Origin of the sequence: Pseudomonas sp. OTU5201, assembly GCF_038440135.1 — a bacterium.
GTDB lineage: Bacteria > Pseudomonadota > Gammaproteobacteria > Pseudomonadales > Pseudomonadaceae > Metapseudomonas > Metapseudomonas resinovorans.
Genome location: NZ_JASATC010000048.1, coordinates 18,356 through 39,826 on the forward strand (window position 1 = coordinate 18,356; position 21,471 = coordinate 39,826).

General features: G+C 64.0%; 19 protein-coding genes. 5 read left to right on the forward strand and 14 right to left on the reverse strand.

From position 1 onward, the window contains the following. Positions 1 to 6: 6 nt before the first annotated feature. Positions 7 to 786 (reverse strand): SDR family NAD(P)-dependent oxidoreductase, encoded by a 780-nt coding sequence (locus AAHM40_RS23240; protein WP_342246788.1) that lies wholly within the window; start codon positions 784 to 786, stop codon positions 7 to 9. Positions 787 to 881: 95 nt separating this feature from the next. On the opposite strand from AAHM40_RS23240, the gene AAHM40_RS23245 reads away from it, so the two are divergent. Then, the gene (locus tag AAHM40_RS23245) at positions 882 to 1,784 is read left to right on the forward strand and encodes a LysR family transcriptional regulator (RefSeq protein WP_342246789.1); all 903 of its coding nucleotides are present in this window, start codon (positions 882 to 884) and stop codon (positions 1,782 to 1,784) included. 71 nt (positions 1,785 to 1,855) lie between these two features. Here the strand turns inward: AAHM40_RS23245 and AAHM40_RS23250 are convergent, their stop codons facing one another. The 3 genes from AAHM40_RS23250 to AAHM40_RS23260 form a co-directional block, all read right to left on the reverse strand. Further along, a complete protein-coding gene (locus AAHM40_RS23250) occupies positions 1,856 to 3,385 on the reverse strand; it encodes a flavin-containing monooxygenase (protein ID WP_342246790.1) in 1,530 nt (509 codons plus the stop codon). 150 nt (positions 3,386 to 3,535) lie between these two features. Beyond that, positions 3,536 to 3,778: a hypothetical protein gene (locus tag AAHM40_RS23255; RefSeq protein WP_342246791.1), complete on the reverse strand. Its 243-nt coding sequence runs from the start codon at positions 3,776 to 3,778 to the stop codon at positions 3,536 to 3,538. 86 nt (positions 3,779 to 3,864) lie between these two features. Beyond that, entirely contained in the window at positions 3,865 to 5,067 is a 1,203-nt protein-coding gene (locus AAHM40_RS23260; protein WP_342246792.1) for an NAD(P)/FAD-dependent oxidoreductase, read from the reverse strand. 329 nt (positions 5,068 to 5,396) lie between these two features. Between AAHM40_RS23260 and AAHM40_RS23265 the strand changes: the two genes are divergently transcribed. Next, complete coding sequence (locus AAHM40_RS23265) at positions 5,397 to 5,930, forward strand: RrF2 family transcriptional regulator (protein WP_342246793.1); 534 nt, start codon at positions 5,397 to 5,399, stop codon at positions 5,928 to 5,930. A gap of 439 nt (positions 5,931 to 6,369) precedes the next feature. Here the strand turns inward: AAHM40_RS23265 and AAHM40_RS23270 are convergent, their stop codons facing one another. After that, the gene (locus AAHM40_RS23270; protein ID WP_342246794.1) at positions 6,370 to 6,948 is read right to left on the reverse strand and encodes a CGNR zinc finger domain-containing protein; all 579 of its coding nucleotides are present in this window, start codon (positions 6,946 to 6,948) and stop codon (positions 6,370 to 6,372) included. Positions 6,949 to 7,123: 175 nt separating this feature from the next. Here AAHM40_RS23270 and AAHM40_RS23275 point away from each other — a divergent pair, with 175 nt between their 5' ends. From AAHM40_RS23275 to acuI, 3 genes are all read left to right on the forward strand, one after another. Beyond that, the gene (locus tag AAHM40_RS23275) at positions 7,124 to 8,011 is read left to right on the forward strand and encodes an alpha/beta fold hydrolase (protein ID WP_342246795.1); all 888 of its coding nucleotides are present in this window, start codon (positions 7,124 to 7,126) and stop codon (positions 8,009 to 8,011) included. A 339-nt stretch (positions 8,012 to 8,350) separates the two neighbouring features. After that, on the forward strand, positions 8,351 to 8,983 hold the full coding sequence (gene acuR, locus AAHM40_RS23280) for an acrylate utilization transcriptional regulator AcuR (protein ID WP_342246796.1): 633 nt from the start codon (positions 8,351 to 8,353) through the stop codon (positions 8,981 to 8,983). Positions 8,984 to 9,047: 64 nt separating this feature from the next. Further along, entirely contained in the window at positions 9,048 to 10,031 is a 984-nt protein-coding gene (gene acuI / locus AAHM40_RS23285; RefSeq protein WP_342246797.1) for an acrylyl-CoA reductase (NADPH), read from the forward strand. Between the two features lie 491 nt (positions 10,032 to 10,522). On the opposite strand, the gene AAHM40_RS23290 is transcribed toward acuI, so the two are convergent. From AAHM40_RS23290 to AAHM40_RS23330, 9 genes are all read right to left on the reverse strand, one after another. After that, positions 10,523 to 11,752 carry an OprD family porin gene (locus AAHM40_RS23290; RefSeq protein ID WP_342246805.1) on the reverse strand — a complete coding sequence of 410 codons (1,230 nt, stop codon included), beginning with the start codon at positions 11,750 to 11,752 and terminating at the stop codon, positions 10,523 to 10,525. Positions 11,753 to 11,910: 158 nt separating this feature from the next. After that, positions 11,911 to 13,125: a benzoate/H(+) symporter BenE family transporter gene (locus AAHM40_RS23295; RefSeq protein ID WP_342246798.1), complete on the reverse strand. Its 1,215-nt coding sequence runs from the start codon at positions 13,123 to 13,125 to the stop codon at positions 11,911 to 11,913. A gap of 41 nt (positions 13,126 to 13,166) precedes the next feature. Then, on the reverse strand, positions 13,167 to 14,498 hold the full coding sequence (locus tag AAHM40_RS23300) for an MFS transporter (protein WP_342246799.1): 1,332 nt from the start codon (positions 14,496 to 14,498) through the stop codon (positions 13,167 to 13,169). Positions 14,499 to 14,662: 164 nt separating this feature from the next. Then, on the reverse strand, positions 14,663 to 15,439 hold the full coding sequence (locus AAHM40_RS23305) for a 1,6-dihydroxycyclohexa-2,4-diene-1-carboxylate dehydrogenase (protein ID WP_342246800.1): 777 nt from the start codon (positions 15,437 to 15,439) through the stop codon (positions 14,663 to 14,665). Between the two features lie 152 nt (positions 15,440 to 15,591). Beyond that, positions 15,592 to 16,605 carry a benzoate 1,2-dioxygenase electron transfer component BenC gene (benC, locus tag AAHM40_RS23310; RefSeq protein WP_342246801.1) on the reverse strand — a complete coding sequence of 338 codons (1,014 nt, stop codon included), beginning with the start codon at positions 16,603 to 16,605 and terminating at the stop codon, positions 15,592 to 15,594. Positions 16,606 to 16,615: 10 nt separating this feature from the next. Continuing rightward, positions 16,616 to 17,104, reverse strand: a complete 489-nt coding sequence (benB, locus tag AAHM40_RS23315; RefSeq protein ID WP_342246802.1) for a benzoate 1,2-dioxygenase small subunit — start codon at positions 17,102 to 17,104, stop codon at positions 16,616 to 16,618. Further along, entirely contained in the window at positions 17,101 to 18,459 is a 1,359-nt protein-coding gene (benA, locus tag AAHM40_RS23320) for a benzoate 1,2-dioxygenase large subunit (protein ID WP_028627936.1), read from the reverse strand. Before benA ends, benB begins: the two co-directional genes overlap by 4 nt. Positions 18,460 to 18,664: 205 nt before the next feature. After that, on the reverse strand, positions 18,665 to 19,624 hold the full coding sequence (locus tag AAHM40_RS23325) for an AraC family transcriptional regulator (protein WP_342246803.1): 960 nt from the start codon (positions 19,622 to 19,624) through the stop codon (positions 18,665 to 18,667). 142 nt (positions 19,625 to 19,766) lie between these two features. Then, the gene (locus AAHM40_RS23330; protein ID WP_342246804.1) at positions 19,767 to 21,116 is read right to left on the reverse strand and encodes an MFS transporter; all 1,350 of its coding nucleotides are present in this window, start codon (positions 21,114 to 21,116) and stop codon (positions 19,767 to 19,769) included. Positions 21,117 to 21,471 lie beyond the last annotated feature (355 nt).

Below are 21,471 nucleotides of genomic sequence, written 5' to 3' on the forward strand. Positions count from 1 at the left end.
TCCCGCTCACGGCGCCTTGTTTTCGATCAGGCAGTTGCCACCATCCACCACCAGCAACTCTCCGGTGATGTAGCTGGCTTCCGGTGATGCGAGGAAGGCCACCGCCGCCGCCACTTCATCCGGGCGCCCCGCTCTGCCGATGGGCACATAGCTCGCGGCGTGCGTTTCTTCTTCCGTACTGGAGCCGGTTGCGATCCAGCCCGGTGCCACGCTGTTGACCGTGATCCCCTGACGGGCCACTTCCAGCGCCAATCCCATGTTCAGGCCCACCATGCCGGCCTTGGCCGCGCTGTAGGCCGCTTCGCCGGGATTGCTGCCACGGGTGCCGGTGGTCGAACTGATGTTCACGATGCGTCCGTAACCCCGCGCCCGCATGCCCGGCAACACGGCTCGGGTCAGCAGGAACGCCGTGGTCAGGTTGCGGGTGATGGAGAGGTTCCAGATGTCGAGGTCCATGCTGGCGACCTCGGCGAAGGGTTCGGGACTGCCCTGCATGGCCATGCCGGCGTTGTTCACCAGAATGTCGACGCGCCCCCAGAGGGACTCGGCCCAGGTCGTGAGTTCGCGCACCTGCTGCTCGTCGGTCAGATCGGCCGCCCTCCCCTCGGCCTCGAACCCGTCTGCGCGCAGTTCCGCCACCCGCTGGGCGATTCGGGCGCTGCTTGCGGTGACGATCAGTTTCACCCCGGCAGCCCCCAACCGGCGGGCTATCGCCATGCCGATGCCCAGTTCGCTGCCCGCGCCGCTGACCAGCGCCACCTGCCCCTGCCAACCCGTGTTGTTCATTTCACGCTCCTGACCGTTGATGTCGATGGAGTAGAAATTAGGTGTTAAGGCCTGATAGAAAAAGACAACTGTTATCAGGAAAACTGACAACCACCATGGCTTTCACCAGCGAATCGCTCAAAGTATTCCTCGCCGTCCTCGAAGCAGGCTCTTTCTCCGCCGCAGCCCGCAAGCTTGGCCGCGTGCCCTCCGCCGTCAGCATGGCCGTATCCCAGCTGGAGGCCGAACTGGATCTGGACCTGTTCGACCGTTCCACCCGCAAGGCCCTTCCCACAGCGGCCGCTCGCGCGCTCGAGCCGCAGGCCCGGCAGGTCGCCAGCCAGTTGAACCTGCTGGATGCCCATGCCCTGCAACTGCATCAAGGTCTGGAAACTCGCCTGGTAGTGGCCATGGCGCCGGAGCTGCAAACCGGGGCCTGGAGCCGTCCCCTGGCAGCCCTGTCCCGTGAGTTTCCGACGCTGCAGATCGAGGTGCGCTCCGCCTCGCAATCCGAGGCCGTGCGCATGCTGCATGAGGGCAGCGTGCAACTGGCGCTGGTCTTCGAGCGGCCGGGGATCGATGAGCGCGAGGCGTTTCTCGAAGCCGGCAGCCAGTTGCTGGTCGCGGTTGCCGCTCCCGGATATCCAACCGCCACTGACGACATGCCGCTGGGCGAAGCGGAGATGGCCACTATCCGCCAGATCATCGTCGCCTCCGGCGAACCCACGGCCTCCGACCCGCAGATCGTACTGTCACACCGGGTCTGGCTCACCGACAGTTACCTGGCCACCCTCGACCTGGTGCAGGCAGGCCTGGGCTGGGCCTACCTGCCGCAGCCCTTGATCCAGCCGCTGGTCACCTCCGGCTCACTCGCCGAAGTCCGCTTCGACAACATGGCCAGCCAGATGCGCCTGTGGGTCGACATCGTCTGGATCAAGAACCGCCCCCTGGGCCTCGGCGCCACGCGCTACCTGGAACTGATGCGCGAGCAGCTCAAGCGCGAGCCCGGAAGGGCCTAGCGACGCCGCCCCCTTCGCGAGCTGAGTTCGCGCCTACAAGCAACAGCGCGGGCGACGACGCAATCACCCTGCTATTTGGGGGCCCCGCTCACACCGCTCGACGTGGCGCCGGCAACGGCCTGTTCCGCCGGCGCGACGGAGAACTTCAGGCAAGCATCGGCCACCGGCCCCTTGCGCAGCAGCTTCACGTCCTTGAAGTAGTCCATGGACATCACCCAGGGCATGCCCGGCCCCTGCCGCGGCAGGTTGGCCAGCACGCGCTGCACATAGCCGGCGCCGAAATCCAGTAGCGGCCGGGTCGGCATGCCGGCTGGTGCCTGGGGTTCGCACACGGCGTGGCCGTGGTCTTCCATGTAGCCCAGCAGACGGCAGAAGTGCTCGCACAGGAGGCTTACCTTGAGCGTCCAGGAAGCGTTGGTGTAGCCCACCGCGAAGGCGAAGTTGGGAATCCCGGACAGCATCATGCCCTTGTAGGCCACCGTCTCGTTCCAGGCGATTGGCTGACCATCGCGGGAGAGCTGCACACCACCGAACACCTGCACGTTGAGCCCGGTGGCCGTGACGACGATGTCCGCCTCCAGCGCCACGCCGGACTTCAGGCGCACGCCCTGCTCAGTGAAGCTGTCGATCTGGTCGGTGACGATGGAGGCCTTGCCGCTGCCCAGCGCCCGGAACAGATCGCTGTCGGGTACCACGCAAAGACGCTGGTCCCAGGGGTTGTAGGGTGGGTTGAAATGCACGTCTACCGGATAGTCCTTGGGTAGCGCGCGCGTGTTGACGAAGCGAATGATGCGCCGTGCAGCGTTGGGAAATCGCTGGCAGAAGCGCCACAAGGCCAGCGCGACCCTGGCGTTCTTGTAGCGCACGATGGAATAGGCGGTCTGCTCCGGCAGCAGCTTGCGCAGCAGCAGCGCAATCGGGTCCTTCGCCGGCAGCGGGATCACATAGCTCGGGGTACGTTGCAGCATGGTCACGTGGGCGGCCTTGTCGGCCATGGCCGGTACCAGGGTCACAGCTGTGGCGCCACTGCCGATCACCAGCACCCGCTTGCCCGCGTATTCCAGGTTTTCCGGCCACTGCTGCGGATGGATCACCTGCCCCTGGAAGCGCTCGATACCGTCGAAGGCCGGGGAGAACCCCTGGTCATAGCGGTAGTAACCGCCAGCCGAGAACAGCCAGCGGCAGCGCTGGATGCTGCGCTGACCGGTGGCGGTGTCTTCTACCTGGACTTCCCACCACCCGCGTTCGCTGCGCCAGTCCGCCGCAATCACGCGCTGGCCGTAACGGATATGCCGGTCGATCTGGTGCTCGGTCACGGTTTCGCGCAGGTAACTCATGATCGCGCTGGCGTCGGCTATCGCCTTCTCATCCTTCCAGGGCTTGAACTCGAAGCCGAAGGTGTAGAGGTCGGAGTCGGAGCGAATGCCCGGATAGCGGAACAGGTCCCAGGTACCACCCAGGTCGTTGCGGGCCTCGAGTACCTGGAAGCGCTTGGACGGCTGATCCCGCTTCAGGTAACAGGCAGCGCCAATGCCGGACAGACCGGCACCGACGATCAACACGTCGAGGATGTCCTGCGAGGGGGTCGATTGCGCGGTCACGGCGATTCCTTGTGTTTGTTGTCAGGACCATGCGTGGCAAAGCCATGCTAGAGGCTAGAGCTGGACTATGGTTCCAACAAGCTCCGCTTCGCACTATCCAAAAGCATGGAATCGCGGTGATGGTCGCCCTCCTCGTGTTGCCGTAGCCGGTCAGGCGACGATCTCCGGCGCGTCGAAATCCAGTGCCACCAACCAATCGCTCATCATTACCGCGTCGAACAATCGCTCCGCCGATTCCGTGCATGCCCCCGCCACCAGTTGCAGTTGCCAGCAGCGCCCGTCTGGCGAACAGGCTTTCAGGGTCCAGCTATCCTGCGATAACCAGCATGCGAGCAGTTCTTCGATTGACGCTGCGGCCAGTGGTCGGGTGCTAATCATCACCGTCACGCCCATGGCAACCTCCGGACAAAAAAGGAGAATCTGATGCCGCGCCGTCGGGAGACGGCGCGGCAAAGGCAGTAGGATCGGACTGGCGGGTATCAGGCCACAACCGGGATCAGCGGGTCGGCGGCTGCCAGTGCGGTGGCGCGATCAGCCGCCGGCGGGTAGATCCACACGGAGTTGATCTGCTGCTTGATGGACTTGCCTTCCTGACGTTCGAACTTGATCTGGCGATCCCAGCCTTCGGTGAACACAGCCCCCCACGCGCCGAGATCCAGGCAGGTGACGTACTTGGGTTGGCTATACGGGGTCGACGCAACGCCCAGCAGGCTGGCGGCGACGTTATTGCCGGCGGAGCGCCCCAGGGCAATGGCGTGTTGGCAGGACATCAGTGCATGGTTGCCCTGGTCGTCGCATGCCGCGCGGGCGACGTCGCCGGTGGCGAATACACCGTCATGCCCGTGAACCTGCAGGTTGGCGTCGACGTGGAGGCGACCCTGGCCATCACGCTCGGCGGGGATCTGCTCGGTCAGCGAGCTGGCGCGCACGCCAACGGTCCAGATCACGGTGTCCGCCTCGATGCGCTCACCACCGAACAGGGTCACGCCGGCGGCATCCACCGAAGCCACGCCGCTGTTCAGCCGCCACTCGATACCCAGTTCGGCGGAGGCCTCGACGATGGCTCCACGGGGCCCCTCGCCCAGTGCGGCACCGATCTGGCTGCCACGGTCGACAACGATCACCCGGACATCAGCGTCCTCACCCAGCACGGCACGCAGGCGGGCCGGCATTTCGGCGGCGGTCTCGATGCCGGTGAAGCCACCACCAGCGACGACCACGGTGTTGCGGCTGGTGGAGGCGGGACGCTCGGCCAGGGACTGGATATGGCGATCCAGGCGCACAGCCTCCTCCAGCTGGTCCACATCGAAGGCATGTTCGACACCCGCCATCGCCGGGCGTACCACCTGGCTGCCGGTAGCCAGGACCAGGCGGTCGTAGCCAAGCTCGGCGAACTCGCCATCGACACTGCGATAGCCCACGCGCTTACCCTCGGTGTCGATGCGCTCGGCGAAGCCTTTGACGAAGGTGACGCCCACCGCGTCGAACAGCTCGCCCAGCGGCGCCACCATCTTGTGCACCTCCGGCTCGTAGAAGCGCGGACGGACGCGCAGTTCGGCCTGGGGGGCGAGCACGACCACTTCGACGTCATCGCGGCCGTGCTGGTCCAGCAGGCGAGTTGCGCTCAGGGCGCTCCACATACCGCCGAAGCCGGCGCCGACGATCAGAATGCGTTGTTTCATGTGTATCTCCAGAAGGCGAAAAGTCAGGTTTTCCCGGGCAGATGCGCCCGACATCTTGATGCCGGGCTGTGAGGTCATCGCCCCGAACCACACCGGCTAACTGCGACTCTATTAGTCGTAGTTAATTTCGGCAAGCGTTTTTTCTTGCTCGCTGCGCCGCTCGTCGCCATCATCACCTTCAACCCGCAACAAATCTGGGTAACGCGCCATGAATAGCTTAGTATTCAAGGCGTCGGCGTAATCCTGAAGCCTCCATGCAGGGCGCCAAGCATTGCGGTACGTGCGAAAAACCGCCTCACTAAAGGCGATAGATATAGTCGGAGTTAAAAATGGCGTTGTATAGCGCGGGCGTGGAGTACGGCATTCACTGCCTCCTCTACCTGGCAGACGAGAAAGGCAACGGCCGCGAAGCGAGCGTGCGCGCCCTGGCCGAGCTGCAGGGCGTGCCCCCGGAATTGCTGGCCAAGGTATTCACCCGCTTGGCCAAGGCCGGCCTGGTGGCCGCTACTGAAGGCGTGCGAGGGGGTTTCCGTCTGGCGCGGCCGGCCGACGAGATCACCGTGCTGGACATCGTCCGCGCCATTGATGGCGACAAGCAGATTTTCGAGTGCAGGGGCGTGCGCGAGCGTTGCGCGATATTCGGGAGTGACTGCCCGGCACCGAACTGGGCGGTTGCCGACCCCTGCTCCATCCACGCGGTGATGCTGCAGGCGCAGAAACGCATGGAAGAAGCCCTGGGCCAGCAGACCGTACTGGACCTGGTACGCCGCGTCGCTCGCAAGGCCCCGCCCGAGTTCGGCGAGCAAGTGCTGCGCTGGATGAACGAGCGTCACGACGGCAAGGTGGAAGTCGGCCCGCTCTGAGGCCGTCCGGCGGCGGTGATCCCTGTAGGTGCGAATGCATTGGCGAATCGGTTCAAAGGGCCGGCCTGAACTACGAGCCTGCGACTCGATGGGTTTCGCTTCGCTCTACGCCATCCTACGGGAGGCCCGAACCTCGCTCGGTACGAAACCTGTGGGGGAAGTTGAACTCCTTCTCGCGATAGAAGCCTTGCGGATGGCGACCTGCGCCAGGGCCTGGCTACCGCGCAACAAACGCAAGCGGCGTGAACTCGCTTCGATGCTGAGGTGCTCGCCGCCTGGCAGCGGAAATCGATGGAGGCCTTCGGAATGATTCATGGGGCTCTCTCGCTACGACTGGGTCCGATACCCAGTGAACGTAGCGAGGCGGCAGGAAGTTAGGTTCCTTCCCAGCGCACAGGGAATGCGCTCACGCTGGAGCCTGAGCGCAGTCGCCCTCCCCTTACGTCTGCTTGCGCTTGCGGAACTCGGCCACCTTATGCCGGTTCCCGCACAGCGCCATGCTGCACCAGCGGCGACGGTGGGACTTGGTGCGGTCGTAGAACCAGAGCACGCAGTCGGGGTGTTCACAGACCCGTACCAGGTTGAAATCACCTGCCACCAGCAGCTCCGCCGCCGCTTCCGCCAGTGGCGCCAGGTACTGCTCGGCGGTGCCTGCCGCCCGCACCGTTTCCACACGAGGCTCACCATCGGCGGGCCAATCCAGACGCAAATGGCTGGGACCGGCGAGGAAACGGTTGAGCACCTCGGGATTCCCCCTACCGCCTGACTTGCGCTGCTCCACCAGTTCGCGCACGGCTTCGCGCAGGACCAATGCGGCCTGCAGCAATCCACCCTTGGCGAAGCGCGCTTCCGGCAGGTGCCAACCAGTGCGGACCAGCCAAGCTTGGACGTCCGCATCGCTGTGCCAGAACTCGCACGGGGCGCCATCCACCACCGCCACGGTGTTGAGCAGGTCGAGCACCGGGTGGTCGGCCAGTACGAAGGGTTCGAGAGGGGCTGGGGACGCGACGGTGGTCATGGCGACACTCCGGATAGTGAATGTGGGAAGTGTAACCCCATAAAAACAACATGAACAGTTACGACGAATGACACATGTAACCCATAATTTTACCTTGACTGGTTACAAAGTCGGTTCATACTGCGCCCCACAGTAACCATCATTAGCAACTTTATAAGTTACGGAGTGCCACGCCATGACCTCACCCCTCATTCATATTCCGGTTCGCCACCAGTTCGTCGATGCCGACGGTGTTCGTGTCTTCTACCGCGAAGCCGGCGATCCCGCCGCCCCAACCCTGCTGCTGGTTCACGGCTACCCCAGCTCATCCCACCAGTTCCGCGATCTGATCCCGCTGCTGGCTGACAGATTCCACATCATCGCGCCGGACCTGCCCGGCTTCGGTTTTACCGAGGTGCCGGCAGAGCGCGCCTACCGCTACAGCTTCGATGCCCTGGCCACCACCCTTGGCGCCTTCGTCGACAAGCTGGGACTGAAGCGCTACGCCCTCTATGTATTCGACTACGGCGCGCCCACCGGCCTGCGCCTGGCCCTGGCCCACCCCGAGCGTGTCACCGGCCTGGTGTCGCAGAACGGCAACGCCTACCTGGAGGGTCTGGGTGATGCCTGGGAGCCGATCCGCGCCTACTGGGCAGAGCCGAGCAACGCGGAACGCCGCCAGGTGGTGCACGATGCCGTGCTCAACCTGGACGGCACCCGCTGGCAGTACGTGCATGGTGTGAAGGACATCGCGCTGGTCGCCCCGGAATCCTATTACCTCGACGCCCTGCTGCTGGAGCGCCCGGGCAACAAGGACCTCCAGCTCGACCTGTTCCTCGACTACGCCAACAACCTGAAGCTTTACCCGGCGTTCCAGGCATTTTTCCGCGATACCCGGTTGCCGTCCCTGGTGATCTGGGGCGAACACGATCCCTTCTTCATCCCACCGGGGGCCGAAGCGTTCAAGCGCGACAATCCCAATGCGGTGGTGGAGCTGCTGGATACCGGGCACTTCGCGCTGGAAACCCATGTCGGCTATATCGCCCAGCGGATTCGGGAGGTGCTGGGAGATATTCCGGCTTGATCGGATGAACGTCTTGCAGGGGTGATTTCATTGGCTAGGTCTGCGTTAGTTGTTGCGAGAGATCCACCATTGGGTGAAGAGCCCTGTAGGAGCTGGCTTGCCAGCAAATCGTGGCCATTCGCTGGCAAGCCAGCTCCTACGGGAAATGCAGCTGCTTGCAACACCTTATACAGACAGGGTCAATTCATTCGCCAAAGGCTGCACAGCAGTCCAGTCGTCGGTGAATAGGCAGACGTCAGGCCTGCCTGGCGATTGAAGTCCCCCCTACAGATCCGCGCCCGCCGTTTGGAGTTTTACCAGGCTTGACCTTCTAGACGACCAGTCTAATATCCAGTCCCCATGACCGATCTGCATCCCAAACCCCGTCGCGGCCGCCCGCCCAAGGTCGACCGCGACTTCGCCGATACCCGTGCCGCGCTGATCCGCTGTGGCATGGAGATCCTTACCGAGCAGGGTTTCATGTCCACCGGCATCGACACGGTGCTCAAGCGCGTGGGTGTGCCGAAGGGCTCGTTCTACCACTACTTCGACAGCAAGGAGGCCTTCGGCCAGGCAGTGCTGGAGAGCTACGCCAGCTACTTCGCCCACAAGCTCGACCGTTACCTGCTGCAAGAAGACGTGCCCCCGCTGCAACGCCTCTGCAACTTCGTCGAGGACGCCAAAGCCGGCATGCTCCGCCACGCGTTCTGCCGAGGTTGCCTGGTGGGCAACCTGGGTCAGGAAGTGGCCATCCTGCCAGAAGGTTTCCGCCCGGAACTGGAGGCCATCCTCTGCAGTTGGCAGGACCGTCTGGCCCAATGCCTGCGCGAAGCCCGTGCAGCCGGTGAGTTGTCGGCGAAAGCGGACTGCGAAGGGCTTGCGGCGTTCTTCTGGATAGGCTGGGAAGGCGCCGTGTTGCGTGCCCGGCTGACGCGAGACAACGTTCCACTGGATGTTTTCTTCAAAGGATTCCTGGCCGGACTGCCGCGCTAGCCCGAAAGGGTGCGCGGTTTTTCAGGCCTATTTATAGACGACTGGTCTAATTGGAGGAGTGAGCATGTTCAACGCAATCCTGATCGAGAAGGACGACGCCGGTTACCGCGCCCGCAATACCCAACTCGATGACGCGCAACTGCCGGAGGGCGATGTCACGGTTCGCGTGGCCTACAGCACCTTGAACTACAAGGATGGACTGGCCATTACCGGAAAGAGCCCGGTCGTGCGCCAGTTCCCCATGGTGCCGGGCATCGACCTGGCCGGCACGGTGGAGAGCAGCAGCCACCCGGACTACCAGGTCGGCGATGCGGTACTGCTCAATGGCTGGGGCGTGGGCGAAACCCATTGGGGCGGACTCGCGCAGAAGGCCCGTCTGAAAGGGGATTGGCTGATCCCGCTGCCCAGCGCCTTCACCCCGCGCCAGGCGATGGCCATCGGCACTGCCGGCTACACCGCCATGCTGTGCCTGCTGGCACTGGAGCGCCACGGCCTGAAGCCCGGCCAGGGCGACGTGCTGGTCACCGGCGCCAACGGTGGCGTCGGCAGCTTCGCCATCGCCCTGCTCGCCCGTCTGGGCTACCGGGTCGTCGCCGCCACCGGCCGTACCCATGAGGTGGATTACCTGAAGGGCCTGGGCGCTGCCGAGATCATCGACCGCGCTGAACTCTCCGAACCGGGCCGCCCGCTGGGCAAGGAACGCTGGGTCGCCGCCATCGACTCGGTGGGCAGCCACACCCTGGCAAACGTCTGCGCCGGCTTGCGTGCCGACGGCGCCGTGGCCGCCTGTGGCCTGGCCCAGGGGATGGACTTTCCCTCCAGCGTGGCGCCCTTCATCCTGCGTGGCGTAAGCCTGCTGGGCATCAACAGCGTCACCCGCCCGCGCGCCGAGCGCATTGAAGCGTGGGATCGCCTGGCACGGGACCTGGATCTCGCCCAACTGGACGCCATCACCCGCGAAATCGGCCTGGGCGATGCCATTGCCGTAGCCGGCGACCTGCTGGCCGGCAAGGTGCGCGGTCGTGTGGTGGTGAACGTCGACGCGTGACCGGGAAAGGCACCTGTCAGGTGCCTTCCTCCAGCAATCCGACCATCCGTTGCGCCAGCCCTCGCTGCCCCGCGAGGCGCTGGACGATCCGTTCGACGATTTCCACCCGCTCCGCCGCCACTGCCAAGCAACACGGCGGCCAGGGTTTTGCGGGACATGGATGAAAGCTACAACACGGGTACAAGATCCTGTAGGGGCGAATTCATTCGCCAAAGGCAGCACAGCTGCCCGCCCTCGTGGCCTGAACGTGGCGGGCCTCCGGTCCACTTGGCGATTGAAATGGCTATGTCTGCATTGCGTGTTGCAGGCAGCTGAAATGCCCGTAGGAGCTGGCTTGCCAGCGAATGGGCCCGTTTCGCTGGCAAGCCAGCTCCTACAAGGCTTTTGGCCGAATGGGAAATTTCTCGCAACAGCTAATGCAGACATAGCGATTGAAATCGCCCCTACAGGGAAAAGCAGGCCGTGCCCATGAAAAGCCACGGCGCTCAGTCTTAGAACAGTGTCCAGGTGTAGGACAGGATCAGCCGGTTCTCATCGATGTCGGTGCGGTAGTTGGAGCGAGCCATGACGTTGCGCACGCGCACGCCAAGTCCCTTGAGGCTACCGCTCTGGACGACATAACTGACGTCCAGGTCGCGCTCCCGGTCCTTGCCCTCGAAGCCCTGGCCGGTATCCACGTTGTCGCCGGTGATGTAGCGGGTGCTGGCCACCAGGCCGGGGATGCCGAGGGCGGCGAAGTCGTAGTCGTAACGCACCTGCCAGGAGCGTTCGTCGGCGAAGGCGAACTCGTAGGTGGGGACTTCGTTACCCAGCGGGCTGACGTTGGCGAATACGCGTGGGAAGGCGCTGTCGCCATACATCGCCTGGTAGCCGACATAGAAGGTATGGCCGCCACGCTTGGCTGACAGCAACGAGAAGAAAGCCTGGTTGTCGATCTCGCCGATGAGCTTCTTGCCGTCTTCGCTGGAGTCGAAATAGCCGACGTTGGCGCCCAGTACCCAACTGCCCACCGGTTCGCTGTGCTTGAGGCCGAAGAAGCGCTGGTCGTAGATGTCTTCCAGCTGTGCATACCAGGCGCTTAGCGTGGTGCGGTTGGCGTTGAAGGCAAAATCGGCGCCAGCGTAGTTGAAGGCGTCGCTGGAGGCCTGGCGCTGCGGCAGGTGGCCGAGCATGGCCTGCATCTTGTCGTCGCCGGCCTCGTTGCGCAGGCTGGTGCTGGTGAGATGGCCGCCCTGCACGGTCAGCCCGGCGATTTCGTTGGAGGTGATGCTGGCGCCCTGGTAGCTCGGCGGCAGCAGGCGAATGTCGCTGAACACCAGCACCGGCAGGTTGGGTTGCAGCTCCCCTACTTTCAGCTCGGCCTTGGAGAAGCGCATCTTGCCGGCCACGCCTAGGCGGCTGTAGTCATCGGCGGCCTTGCCGTCTTCCTGTACGGGCAGCAGGCCGGTGTTCACCCGGTCGGGGCTGCTGTCGAGCTTGATGCCTAGGGTGCCGATGGCGTCGAGCCCGAAGCCCAGCGGGCCCTGGGTGTAGCCGGACTTGAAGCTGAGGATGAAGCCCTGGGCCCACTCTTCGGCCTTGGACTGTTTGTTGGCGCCGACGATGTCGGAATAGTCGCGGCTGAAGTAGTAGTTGCGCGCTTGCAGGGTCGCGGTGGAGTCCTCGATGAAACCGGACTCGGCGGCCTGGGCGAAGCCGGCGCTGACGCCGGCACAAAACATTGCGGAAAGCTTGCTCGTGGTGTTGGTCATTTCGTCGCTCTTGTTTTTATTGGGACAAAACTCCCCCGCGGCCCTCTGTCGGGGCCATGCACGCAAGTCGGGGAAGGTGTGGCGATGGCTGCGGACAGCTCCCGCAGTAGCTCCATCACCGGGTCAGGTCACGGATTGGGTTCGAGCACCTCCTCCCGTTCCGGTGCAGGCTTGGCCACAGGGCGTGCCGTCAGCAGCAGGTGGGCGACGATGCCGAAGATCAACCCCCAGAACGCCGCCGACAGCCCGAGGAAGGACATGCCCGACGCCGTGACCAGGAAGGTGATCAGGGCCGCCTCGCGGTCCTCCGGTACCGCCATGGACCCGGCCAGCGCGCCGGCGATGGCGCCGAACAGCGCGAGGCCCGCCAGTGCGGCGATAAGCTCCTTGGGTAGCGCGGTGAAAATCGACACCAGGGTGGCGCCGAAGATGCCCAGCAGCAGGTAGAACATCCCGCCCACTACGCCAGAGACGTAGCGTTTCGCCGGGTCTTCATGGGCCTCGCGACCGGTGCAGATTGCCGCGGTAATGGCCGCCAGGGTCAGACCGTGGCAGCCGAAAGGCGCCAGCAGCAGGCTGCCCAAGCCGCTGGCGGAGATGATCGGGCTGGCCGGTGTCCGGTAGCCGGCATTGCGCAGCACCGCGACGCCAGGGACGAACTGCCCGGTCAGGGCCACCATCACCAACGGCAGGGCGATGTTGAACAGGCCGTGCCAGGTGAATGCCGGCGTGACCCATTCCGGCGTGGCCAACCCCACCACCAGCGCCGAGGTATTAAGCTGGCCGCTGCCCGCAGCAATGGCACAGCCCACCATCAGCACCGCCATCACTGCATAGCGCGGCGAAAGTCGCCGCACGACCAGGTAGGTGATGAACATCGCCATCACCATCGCCGGCTCGTCCTTGAGGGAGGTGAACAGGCGGGTGCCGAAGCAGAACAGGATGCCCGCCAGCATCGCCGCCGAGATGGCCGCCGGCAGCTTGCCGACGATGCGGTCGAAGGCGCCGGACAGCCCCACCAGGAGGATGATGGCGTTGGCCATCACATAGGCACCCACCGCCTCCGCAGCGCTGATGCCCGGCAGCATGGACACCAGCAACGCGGAACCGGGCGCCGACCAGGCGATGATCACCGGCACCTTGTAGCGCAGGCTGAGCACGCTCCCCAGCACCCCGCTGCCGATGGAGATGGCCCATACCCAGGACGACAGCAGTTCGGCCGGCATACCGCCGCTCTCCGCCGCCTGGAACACGATCACCAACGGTCCGGCGTAGGAAATCAGGGTGGCGATCAGCCCTGCCACCACGGCGGACAATGAGCAGTCCTTGAACAACGTGCGCATGCTGCCTCCAGGCCAGTTTGCGACTACAAGTGAAGAGGGCTTCAGCCCTGCGCAGCGGCCGCCAGCGGCGCAACCCGGGATTGCTGCAGGTGGACGAAGCACATGGCCAGGGCAGCGATGGCGCCGGGGATGGCGAAGGCCATGAAGTTCAGTTGCAGCGGCAGGTTGATGCCGAGCAGCGCACCGCCCAGCAGCGGGCCGACGATGGCACCGTTGCGACCGATGCCGGAGGCCCAGCCGAGACCGGTGGAGCGGATCGCCAGGCCGTAGAACTGCGCGGCGGTCGCATACAGCAGGATCTGCGTGCCGATGGTGGTGGCGCCGGCGATGCCGATCAGCAGGTAGAGCACCGGGGTCGGGCTCTTGAAGCCCAGCAGGCTGATGGACACAGCCGCGACGATGAAGAAGACGGCGACGACCTTCGGCAGGTTGAAGCGGTCGCCCAGGAAACCGCCGGCGATGGCGCCGAACATGCCGCCGAAGTTCAGGGCCAGCAGGAAGGACAGGCTCGAGCCCAGGCTGTAGCCGGCGTTGGCCATCAGCTTCGGCAGCCAGGAGCTCAGCGCATAGACCATCAGCAGGCAGCAGAAGAACGCGACCCAGATCATCAGGGTGCGCAGGCCGCGTCCCTCGCGGAACAGTTCCAGCACCGGGGCGCCCTGGGTCTTGGTTTCCGTCAGCTCCAGGAGGTCGTCGTCACGCAGTTCACGTTCGGGGGCAATCCGCTTGAGGATGGCGCGGGCCTGCTCGGTCCGGCCCTGACGCAGCAGGAAGCCGACGGACTCCGGCAGGTACCAGAGGATCAACGGCAGCATCAGCAGCGGCACGGCGGCGGCGAAGAACATGGCCTCCCAGCCGAAGCGCGGCAGCATGTAGATACCCACGCCCGCAGACAGCATGCCGCCCAGGGAGTAGCCGCTGAACATGATGGCGACCAGGGTGCTGCGCAGTTTCTTCGGCGCGTACTCGTTCATCAGCGCCACCACGTTGGGCATCAGCCCGCCGATGCCCAGGCCCGCCATGAAGCGGCAGATGCCGAACTCGGTGGGTGTGCTGGTGAAGCCGTTGAGGACGGTGAAACCGGAGAAGAGCACGAAGCAGATGGCGATGCCCTTCTTGCGGCCGATCTTGTCGGCCAGCGGGCCGAAGAACAGCGCGCCGAACATCATCCCGAACAGCGCGTAGCTGCCCAGGGCACCGGCTTCCAGCGGGGTCAGGCCCCACTCTTTCATCAGCACCGGCAGGACCACACCGTAGATGAACAGGTCATAGCCGTCGAAGATGAGCAGCAGGGCGCACCAGCACATCACCATCCAGTGGAAAGGCGTGAAGCGCGCGTTATCGATGATCTCGTGTACGTCGAGTTTTCGCATGGCATCTGTCTCTTTTGTTTTTGTTGTGTAGAAACCGCAGGCCGGGCGCGTGACGGTGCCCGACCGATAGATACGTTGCTCTGGGCCTGATGGGTTTCGCTCCGCTCGCGCAAGGCCATCCCATAGGATGGGTAGAGCCTGCGAAACCCATCGCCACGGTGTTCTTAGCCCAGGTCACCTCCACCCACCGGCAGGGTCACACCGGTGATGTAGGAGGCGTCGTCGGAGGCCAGGAAAAGGATGGCGCCGGCCTGTTCGTCGATGGTGCCGTAGCGTTTCATCAGGCTGCTGTCGACCGTCTGGTCGACGATCTGCTGGTACCAGACTTTCTCCTGCTCGCTCTGCTCGGCACCATTGCGCGGAATGCGCCGCGGCGGCGCTTCGGTGCCACCGGGTGCGGTGGCGTTGACGCGAATGCCACGTTCGGCGTTCTCGAAGGCCAGGCAGGCGGTCAGCGCATTAACCCCACCTTTCGCAGCGCCATAGGGCACGCGGTTCACCCCACGGGTAGCGATGGAAGACACGTTGACGATGGCGCCCGCGCCCTGCTCCAGCATGAACGGCAGCGCGGCATGGCAGCACCAGAGCGTGGGGAACAGCGAGCGGCGCACTTCGGCCTCGATCTCGTGTTCCTGGTAGTGCTCGTAGGGCTTGGCCCAGATGGTCCCGCCCACGTTGTTGATGAGGATGTCCAGCCGACCGAAACGCTCCACCGCGGCGGCAGCCACACGGTGGCATTCGGCGAACTGTTCGAGGTCGGCGGTCAGGGCCAGCATCGAGGCACCAGCGCCCAATTCGTCCTGCAACTCGAAGACCAGCTCGGAGCGGTCGACGGCCACGACGTGCGCGCCCTCTTCTGCCAGCCGCTCGACCACGCGGCGGCCGATACCCTGGGCCGCGCCGGTGACCAGCGCGACCTTGTCCTGGAATCTCTTGCTCATGGCATTGCCCTTTCAGTTCGTAGCCCGGATGCAATCCGGGAATTCCCTGCACATTCGTCCCGGATTTCATCCGGGCTACGGGTCTGTAGGAGCGAGCTCTGCTCGCGAACGGCACCGTGCGAATCCCTTCGCGAGCAAGCTCGCTCCTACGTTCAAGCCGCGCTCGCGGCGAACTTCTCGTAGTAGAAGTTCGCAGGCGCAATGCCCTGCTCGCGGATGTACTGGCTGACCGCCTCGACCATGGGCGGCGGGCCGCACAGGTAGACGTCCACATCACCGTCGTTGAGGTGCTTGGGCGCGATGTGCTGGGTCACGTAGCCCTTCTGCGGGTAGCTGCTGTCCGGGCTGGCCACGCAGGCGCTGAAGGTGAAGTTGGGGATGCGTGCGGCGAAGGCTTCGAGCTTGTCCATCTCCACCAGGTCGTGGTCGTGGGTCACGCCATAGATCAGGTGCAGCGGATGCTCGCTGCCCTCTTCCGCGATCTTTTCCAGCATCGCAGTGAAGGGCGCCAGGCCGGTGCCGCCGGCCAGCAACAGCAGCGGGCGACGGATATCACGCAGGTAGAAGCTGCCGAGCGGTCCGGCCAGGGACAGGCTGTCGCCGGCTTTGGCCAGGCCAGTGAGGAAGCTGCTCATCAGGCCGCCCGGTACGTTGCGGATCAGGAAGCTGACTTCGCCATCCTTCTGCAGGGAGCTGAAGGAATAGGCGCGGGTCTGCTCGCTGCCCGGCACCTGCAGGTTGACGTACTGGCCCGGCAGGAAGGCCAGCTTGCTCAGGGACTCACCCTTGATGGACAGCGAGATGGTGCTGTCGGACAACTGGCGCACGGCGCTGATGCTGGCCTCGAAGCTGGCCTGCTGGGTCTTGCAGACCTCGGAGGACGCCGGCACCCGCACCACGCAGTCGCTCTCGGCGCGCATCTGGCAGGTGAGCACGTAGCCCTGGCCAGCTTCATCTTCGCTCAGTGCATCCTCGATGTAGTCCTGGCCCATGTCGTAGCGGCCGGCTTCGGCGAAGCACTTGCAGGTGCCGCAGGCACCGTCACGGCAGTCCAACGGGATGTTGATGCCCTGGCGATAGGCCGCGTCGGCCACGGTTTCGCTGGGGGTGGCGTCGATGAAACGGGTGACGCCGTCTTCGAACGTCAGTGCGATTTTATGGGACATGGCGGGCACCCTAGATGTGGTAGACGTCGATGACTTGACGTACGTAATCGTTTTTCAGGACCACCTTCTTCGCCTTGATCAGCGGGCTCTCGCCGCGCACGTCGAGGGTGTAGAAGCTGGTGCCGAAGTAGCTGTCCACGGTCTTGTAGCGGTAGCTCAGGGTGTGCCAGTTGAAGCGCACCTTGCACTGCCCGTCGGCCACTTCGAGGATCTCGATGTTGCTGATGTTGTGGGAGGTGCGGGTGTCCGGCATGGTCGCGCTGGAACGGTCGGTCTTGATGCGGAAGACGCGGTCTTCCAGGCCGCCCCGGTTGCCGTACCAGATCAGCGAGATTTCAGTCTGCGGGTCTTCGGTCAGCTCGTCGCGGTCGTCCCAGGACGGCATCCAGAAGCTGGCGTCGGCCGCGTACAGCTCCAGCCAGTTGTCCCAGTCCTTGTCGTCCAGGTAGCGCGCTTCGCGGTAGAGGAAGTCGCGCACGGCGTCGTAAGAGATGCTCATTGCACGGCCTCCACGGGGATCAGTTGCTGCTCGGCCGCGGCGGCCTTGAGCATGGTTTCCTGCCAGTACTTGTGCTGCAGCACGAACAGGCCTTCGTCCTCGGTGCGTACGCCGGAGAGCAGTGGATGCAGGTCGATTTCCTGGGCGGCGGCGTCAGCGCCTTCGACCCAGTGCTCGGCACCGCGGGACATGTCGTTCCAGCCACGGTTGCCCTGGTAGCCCAACTGGCAGGAGCGGAACTCTTCCAGGTCATCCGGGGTGGCCATGCCACTGACGTTGAAGAAGTCTTCGTACTGGCGGATGCGCTTGGCACGGGCCTCGGCACTCTCGCCCTTGGGCGCGATGCAGTAGATGGTGATTTCGGTCTGGTTGACGGAGATCGGCCGGGCGATACGGATCTGCGAGCTGAACTGGTCCATCAGGTAGACGTTCGGGTACAAGCAGAGGTTGCGCGAGTTCTCGATCATCCAGTCGGCGCGAGCCTTGCCGAAGTCCTGGGCCAGTTCATCGCGGCGCTCGTAGAGCGGGCGGTCTTCCGGGTTGGCCCAGCGGGTCCAGAGCAGCAGGTGGCCGTGATCGAAGGAGTAGAAGCCGCCGCCGTTCTTGGCCCAGCTGCCAGCACTCATGGTCTTGATCTCTTCACCCGCTTCGCGCTGCTTGCGCTGGTTCTGGGTGGCGGCGTAGTTCCAGTGCACGGAGCTCACGTGGTAGCCGTCGGCGCCGTTCTCGGCGGTCAGCTTCCAGTTGCCTTCGTAGATATAGCTGGAGGAACCCCGCAGAACTTCCAGCCCTTCCGGAGACTGGTCGACGATCATGTCGATGATCTTGGCGGACTCGCCCAGGTGCTCGACCAAGGGTTTCACGTCGGCGTTCAGGCTGCCGAACAGGAACCCGCGATAGGACTCGAAGCGAGCCACTTTCGTCAGGTCGTGGGAGCCTTCGCAGTTGAAGCTGGACGGATAGCCGGCTTCGGCCGGGTCCTTCACTTTCAGCAGCTTGCCGGAGTTGTTGAAGGTCCAGCCGTGGAAGGGGCAGGTATAGGAGGAGCGGTTACCGCTCTTGTGCCGGCAGAGCTGCGCGCCGCGATGGCTGCAGGCGTTGAGGAAGGCGTTGAGCTCACCGTCCTTGTTGCGCGCGATAAAGATCGGCTGGCGCCCCATGGTCAGGGTGAGGTAGTCGTTCTTCTCGGGAATCTGGCTCTCGTGGGCGAGATACAACCAGTTGCCTTCGAAGATGTGCTTCATCTCCAGATCGAACAGACGCGGGTCCGTGAACATCTCCCGCTTGCAGCGGTAGATGCCCTTCTCCTTGTCTTCCTCAAGCAGGGAATGCAGAAAATCGAATCCCAGGGACATGGCCAGGGCCTCCGTTGTTATTGTTCAGGCCAGGTCAGGTTAGGGATGCGGAGAATTCGGCAATATCCGCTTTTTGCAGATCGCTATCCGTTTTGTGCAAAGCGGTGGGAGCTGTAACAAATCGCTGGTTGGCGTGAAAAACCTTGTAGGGGCGAATGAATTCGCCCCTACAGGAATGCATTCGCCCCAGAAATGGCTGACGAGGTCAGAGCCCGCGCCGCTTCAGGGTATCCGACGGCAGTTCGCCGAACTGGCTCTTGTAGCTTTCGGAGAAGCGGCCCAGGTGCAGGAAGCCGTAGTCCAGCGCCAGCTCGGTGACGTTGCGCACGTTGCAGCTGGGGTCGGCCAGGCAGGCGCGGATGCGCTCCAGCTTTTTCTGGCGGATGTAGTGCTTGGGCGTGGTGCCCAGGTGGCGCTCGAACAGCGCGTAGAGGGAGCGCAGGCTCATGCTGGCCTGGCGAGCGAGGAATTCGCTGCTGATGTCCTGCTTCAGGTTGTGCTCGATGTAGACCAGGATGCGATCGAACGAGGCCTCCTGGCAGCCCAGGCTCTCGCGGCTGACGTTGGTCTTCATCAGGCTGAGCATCTTGCTCGCAACGATCTGCGCGTAATGCTCCTGCACCCGAGGCAGCGCGTCGCTGGCCTCGGCTTCCTGGCAAACGATCGCCAGCAGGTTGACAAAGCCCTCCAGCTCATCGAGACGGTAGTTGTTCTGCAGGAAGCGAACACCGGCGCTGGGCCGGTGCCAGCGCTGCTCGTCACAGATGGATTCGAGCAGCGTGGTCGGCATTTTCAGGATGAACTTCTCGCAGTCGTCCGAGTAGGTCAGGTCAACCGGGTCGTCGGGATTGATCAGCAAAAGCTCGCCCGGTGCCAGGTAATGCTCTTCCTTGTGGCCGCGCCAGAGGCAGTGTCCGCTGAGGAGAATCTGCAGGTGGTAGATGGTTTCCAGCGCGGGCGAGGTGACGCGGACGGCGCCGCCGTAGCTGATGCGGCAGAGGTCGAGGTTGGCGAACTTGCGGTGGTTGAGGCTGGCTTCGGGGTGGCCGGCGGCGGGCAACCGAATGCAGTGCGAACCGACGTGCTGGTTCACATATCCGGACACGGCGTAGGGGTCCGCACGTTCGAACACCCTACTGCGCTCACTCAGCAGGCGACTATCCATACCAGGCACTCTTGTCGTTGTTATATGCCGCGGGCGTCATGCCATTGCTGGTAAGCACCCGCGGACCGATACCGCGATTCTATGTGAGCCTTTTCCTACACGCCTCAAGTGGAGATAAACGGTTACGAATGCGCCGACGGAATCAGGTCGCGTCGGCGTGGCTGACAAGTCCCTTGATCACCACGGCGGTCGTGGCAATGGCTGCAGGTACGACCAATGCCGTCAGCACTTGCTCGAAGTTCCAGCCCAGGCCCAGCAGGGTCGCGCCGATCCAGGCCCCGAGGATGGCGCCGAAGCGGCCGATTCCGAGCATCCACGAAACACCCGTTGCGCGGCCCTGGGTCGGGTAGAAGCGCGCCGCCAGGGACGGCATGGCCGATTGCGCGCCGTTGACACACATGCCGGCCAGCAGCACCAGGGTGGCCAGCAGGGTCACTTCACCGAGGCTCTGGCCAACGAAGTAAGCGAAGACGCCGGCCATCAGGTAGAACACGCCGATGACTTTGTGCGGGTTGAAGCGGTCCATGGCCCAGCCCACGCCCACGGCGCTGAGCACACCACCGAACTGGAACAGCGCACCGATGAAGGCGGCCTGTTCCATGCTGGCGCCGCTGTCACGCATCAGGGTAGGCAGCCAGCTGGTGAGCAGGTAGACAATCACCAGGCCCATGAAGTACGTCAGCCAGAGCAGCAGGGTTCCGGCGCTGTAGGTGCCGGAGAAGATCACCTTGAAGACATTGCGGCTCTGCACGGTCTTCTGTTCCGGCACGCTGAAGCCGGTGGCAGCAGCCACTTCGCCGGGCGCTATGGGGGCGAGCGTCCTGCGGATCTTGTCTGTGCCCTTGTTGCGCACGACCAGGAAGCGCGCCGATTCCGGCAGCCAGAGCAACAGCACCACGGCCAGGATCAGCGGCAGGATGCCACCGAGCAGCAGCAGGCTGTGCCAACCGTAGGCTGGGATCATCGAGGCGGAGACGAAGCCGCCGGACGCCATGCCGAGGTTGAAGCCGCAGAACATGCTGGTGACCAGCAGCGACTTGAGGCGCTCCGGGGTGTACTCCGACAGCAGCGTGGTGGCGTTGGGCATGGCGGCGCCCAGGCCCAGGCCGGTGAGGAAGCGCAGGATCAGCAGTTGTTCGAGGTTGGCGCTGAAGGCGGAGATCAGGCTGAACAGCCCGAAAACGAAAACGGCGATCACCAGTACCACCTTGCGACCGAAGCGGTCAGCCAAGGGGCCTGAGCCGAGGGCCCCGAAGACCATGCCGATCAGCGCGGCGCTCATCACCGGGCCGAGGCTGGCGCGGTCGATGCCCCAGTCCTGGGTCAGCGCCGGGGCGATGAAGCCCATGGCGGCGGTGTCCAAGCCGTCGAGGAAGACGATGAGGAAACACAAGAGCACAACGCGCCACTGGTAGGTGGATAGCGGCTGGGCGTTGATGAAGGATTGAACGTCGAGGGTGCCCGTGGCGGGCAGATGGGCTGGGCTGGTCATGCAGATATTCCTGCGATTGGCCGTCCTCCGTATGCGGGCCGTTCTATGCGGCCTCTGACGGGGAAGACTCGGACTGGACAGGAATGAGGGCGTTTCCGGTAATACAGGCTACGACCGGAACGGACTCTCATTGTTGTTGTTGGCCACGCTGGCTGGTAGCGCGGCTGTGCAGACCTTACGAAGAGACGATTCCCCGTTCAATTCGATAATCGGCAAAGCGTTCGATAGTCGAACAATTCCTCTGTGCACTGCTCTTCTGTGGGGGCGGATACATAGGCTATTTCTGCATGACGTGTTGTAGGCAGCTGCATTGCCCGTAGGAGCTGGCTTGCCAGCGAATGGCGGCGTTTAGCTG

Coding starts and splice junctions, on each gene's coding strand:
- AAHM40_RS23240 (WP_342246788.1), bottom strand. CDS start 786: ATGAACAACACGGGTTGGCAGGGGCAGGTGGCGCTGGTCAGCGGCGCG.
- AAHM40_RS23245 (WP_342246789.1), top strand. CDS start 882: ATGGCTTTCACCAGCGAATCGCTCAAAGTATTCCTCGCCGTCCTCGAA.
- AAHM40_RS23255 (WP_342246791.1), bottom strand. CDS start 3,778: ATGGGCGTGACGGTGATGATTAGCACCCGACCACTGGCCGCAGCGTCA.
- AAHM40_RS23260 (WP_342246792.1), bottom strand. CDS start 5,067: ATGAAACAACGCATTCTGATCGTCGGCGCCGGCTTCGGCGGTATGTGG.
- AAHM40_RS23265 (WP_342246793.1), top strand. CDS start 5,397: ATGGCGTTGTATAGCGCGGGCGTGGAGTACGGCATTCACTGCCTCCTC.
- AAHM40_RS23270 (WP_342246794.1), bottom strand. CDS start 6,948: ATGACCACCGTCGCGTCCCCAGCCCCTCTCGAACCCTTCGTACTGGCC.
- AAHM40_RS23275 (WP_342246795.1), top strand. CDS start 7,124: ATGACCTCACCCCTCATTCATATTCCGGTTCGCCACCAGTTCGTCGAT.
- acuR (WP_342246796.1), top strand. CDS start 8,351: ATGACCGATCTGCATCCCAAACCCCGTCGCGGCCGCCCGCCCAAGGTC.
- acuI (WP_342246797.1), top strand. CDS start 9,048: ATGTTCAACGCAATCCTGATCGAGAAGGACGACGCCGGTTACCGCGCC.
- AAHM40_RS23290 (WP_342246805.1), bottom strand. CDS start 11,752: ATGTTTTGTGCCGGCGTCAGCGCCGGCTTCGCCCAGGCCGCCGAGTCC.
- AAHM40_RS23295 (WP_342246798.1), bottom strand. CDS start 13,125: ATGCGCACGTTGTTCAAGGACTGCTCATTGTCCGCCGTGGTGGCAGGG.
- AAHM40_RS23300 (WP_342246799.1), bottom strand. CDS start 14,498: ATGCGAAAACTCGACGTACACGAGATCATCGATAACGCGCGCTTCACG.
- AAHM40_RS23305 (WP_342246800.1), bottom strand. CDS start 15,439: ATGAGCAAGAGATTCCAGGACAAGGTCGCGCTGGTCACCGGCGCGGCC.
- benC (WP_342246801.1), bottom strand. CDS start 16,605: ATGTCCCATAAAATCGCACTGACGTTCGAAGACGGCGTCACCCGTTTC.
- benB (WP_342246802.1), bottom strand. CDS start 17,104: ATGAGCATCTCTTACGACGCCGTGCGCGACTTCCTCTACCGCGAAGCG.
- benA (WP_028627936.1), bottom strand. CDS start 18,459: ATGTCCCTGGGATTCGATTTTCTGCATTCCCTGCTTGAGGAAGACAAG.
- AAHM40_RS23325 (WP_342246803.1), bottom strand. CDS start 19,624: ATGGATAGTCGCCTGCTGAGTGAGCGCAGTAGGGTGTTCGAACGTGCG.
- AAHM40_RS23330 (WP_342246804.1), bottom strand. CDS start 21,116: ATGACCAGCCCAGCCCATCTGCCCGCCACGGGCACCCTCGACGTTCAA.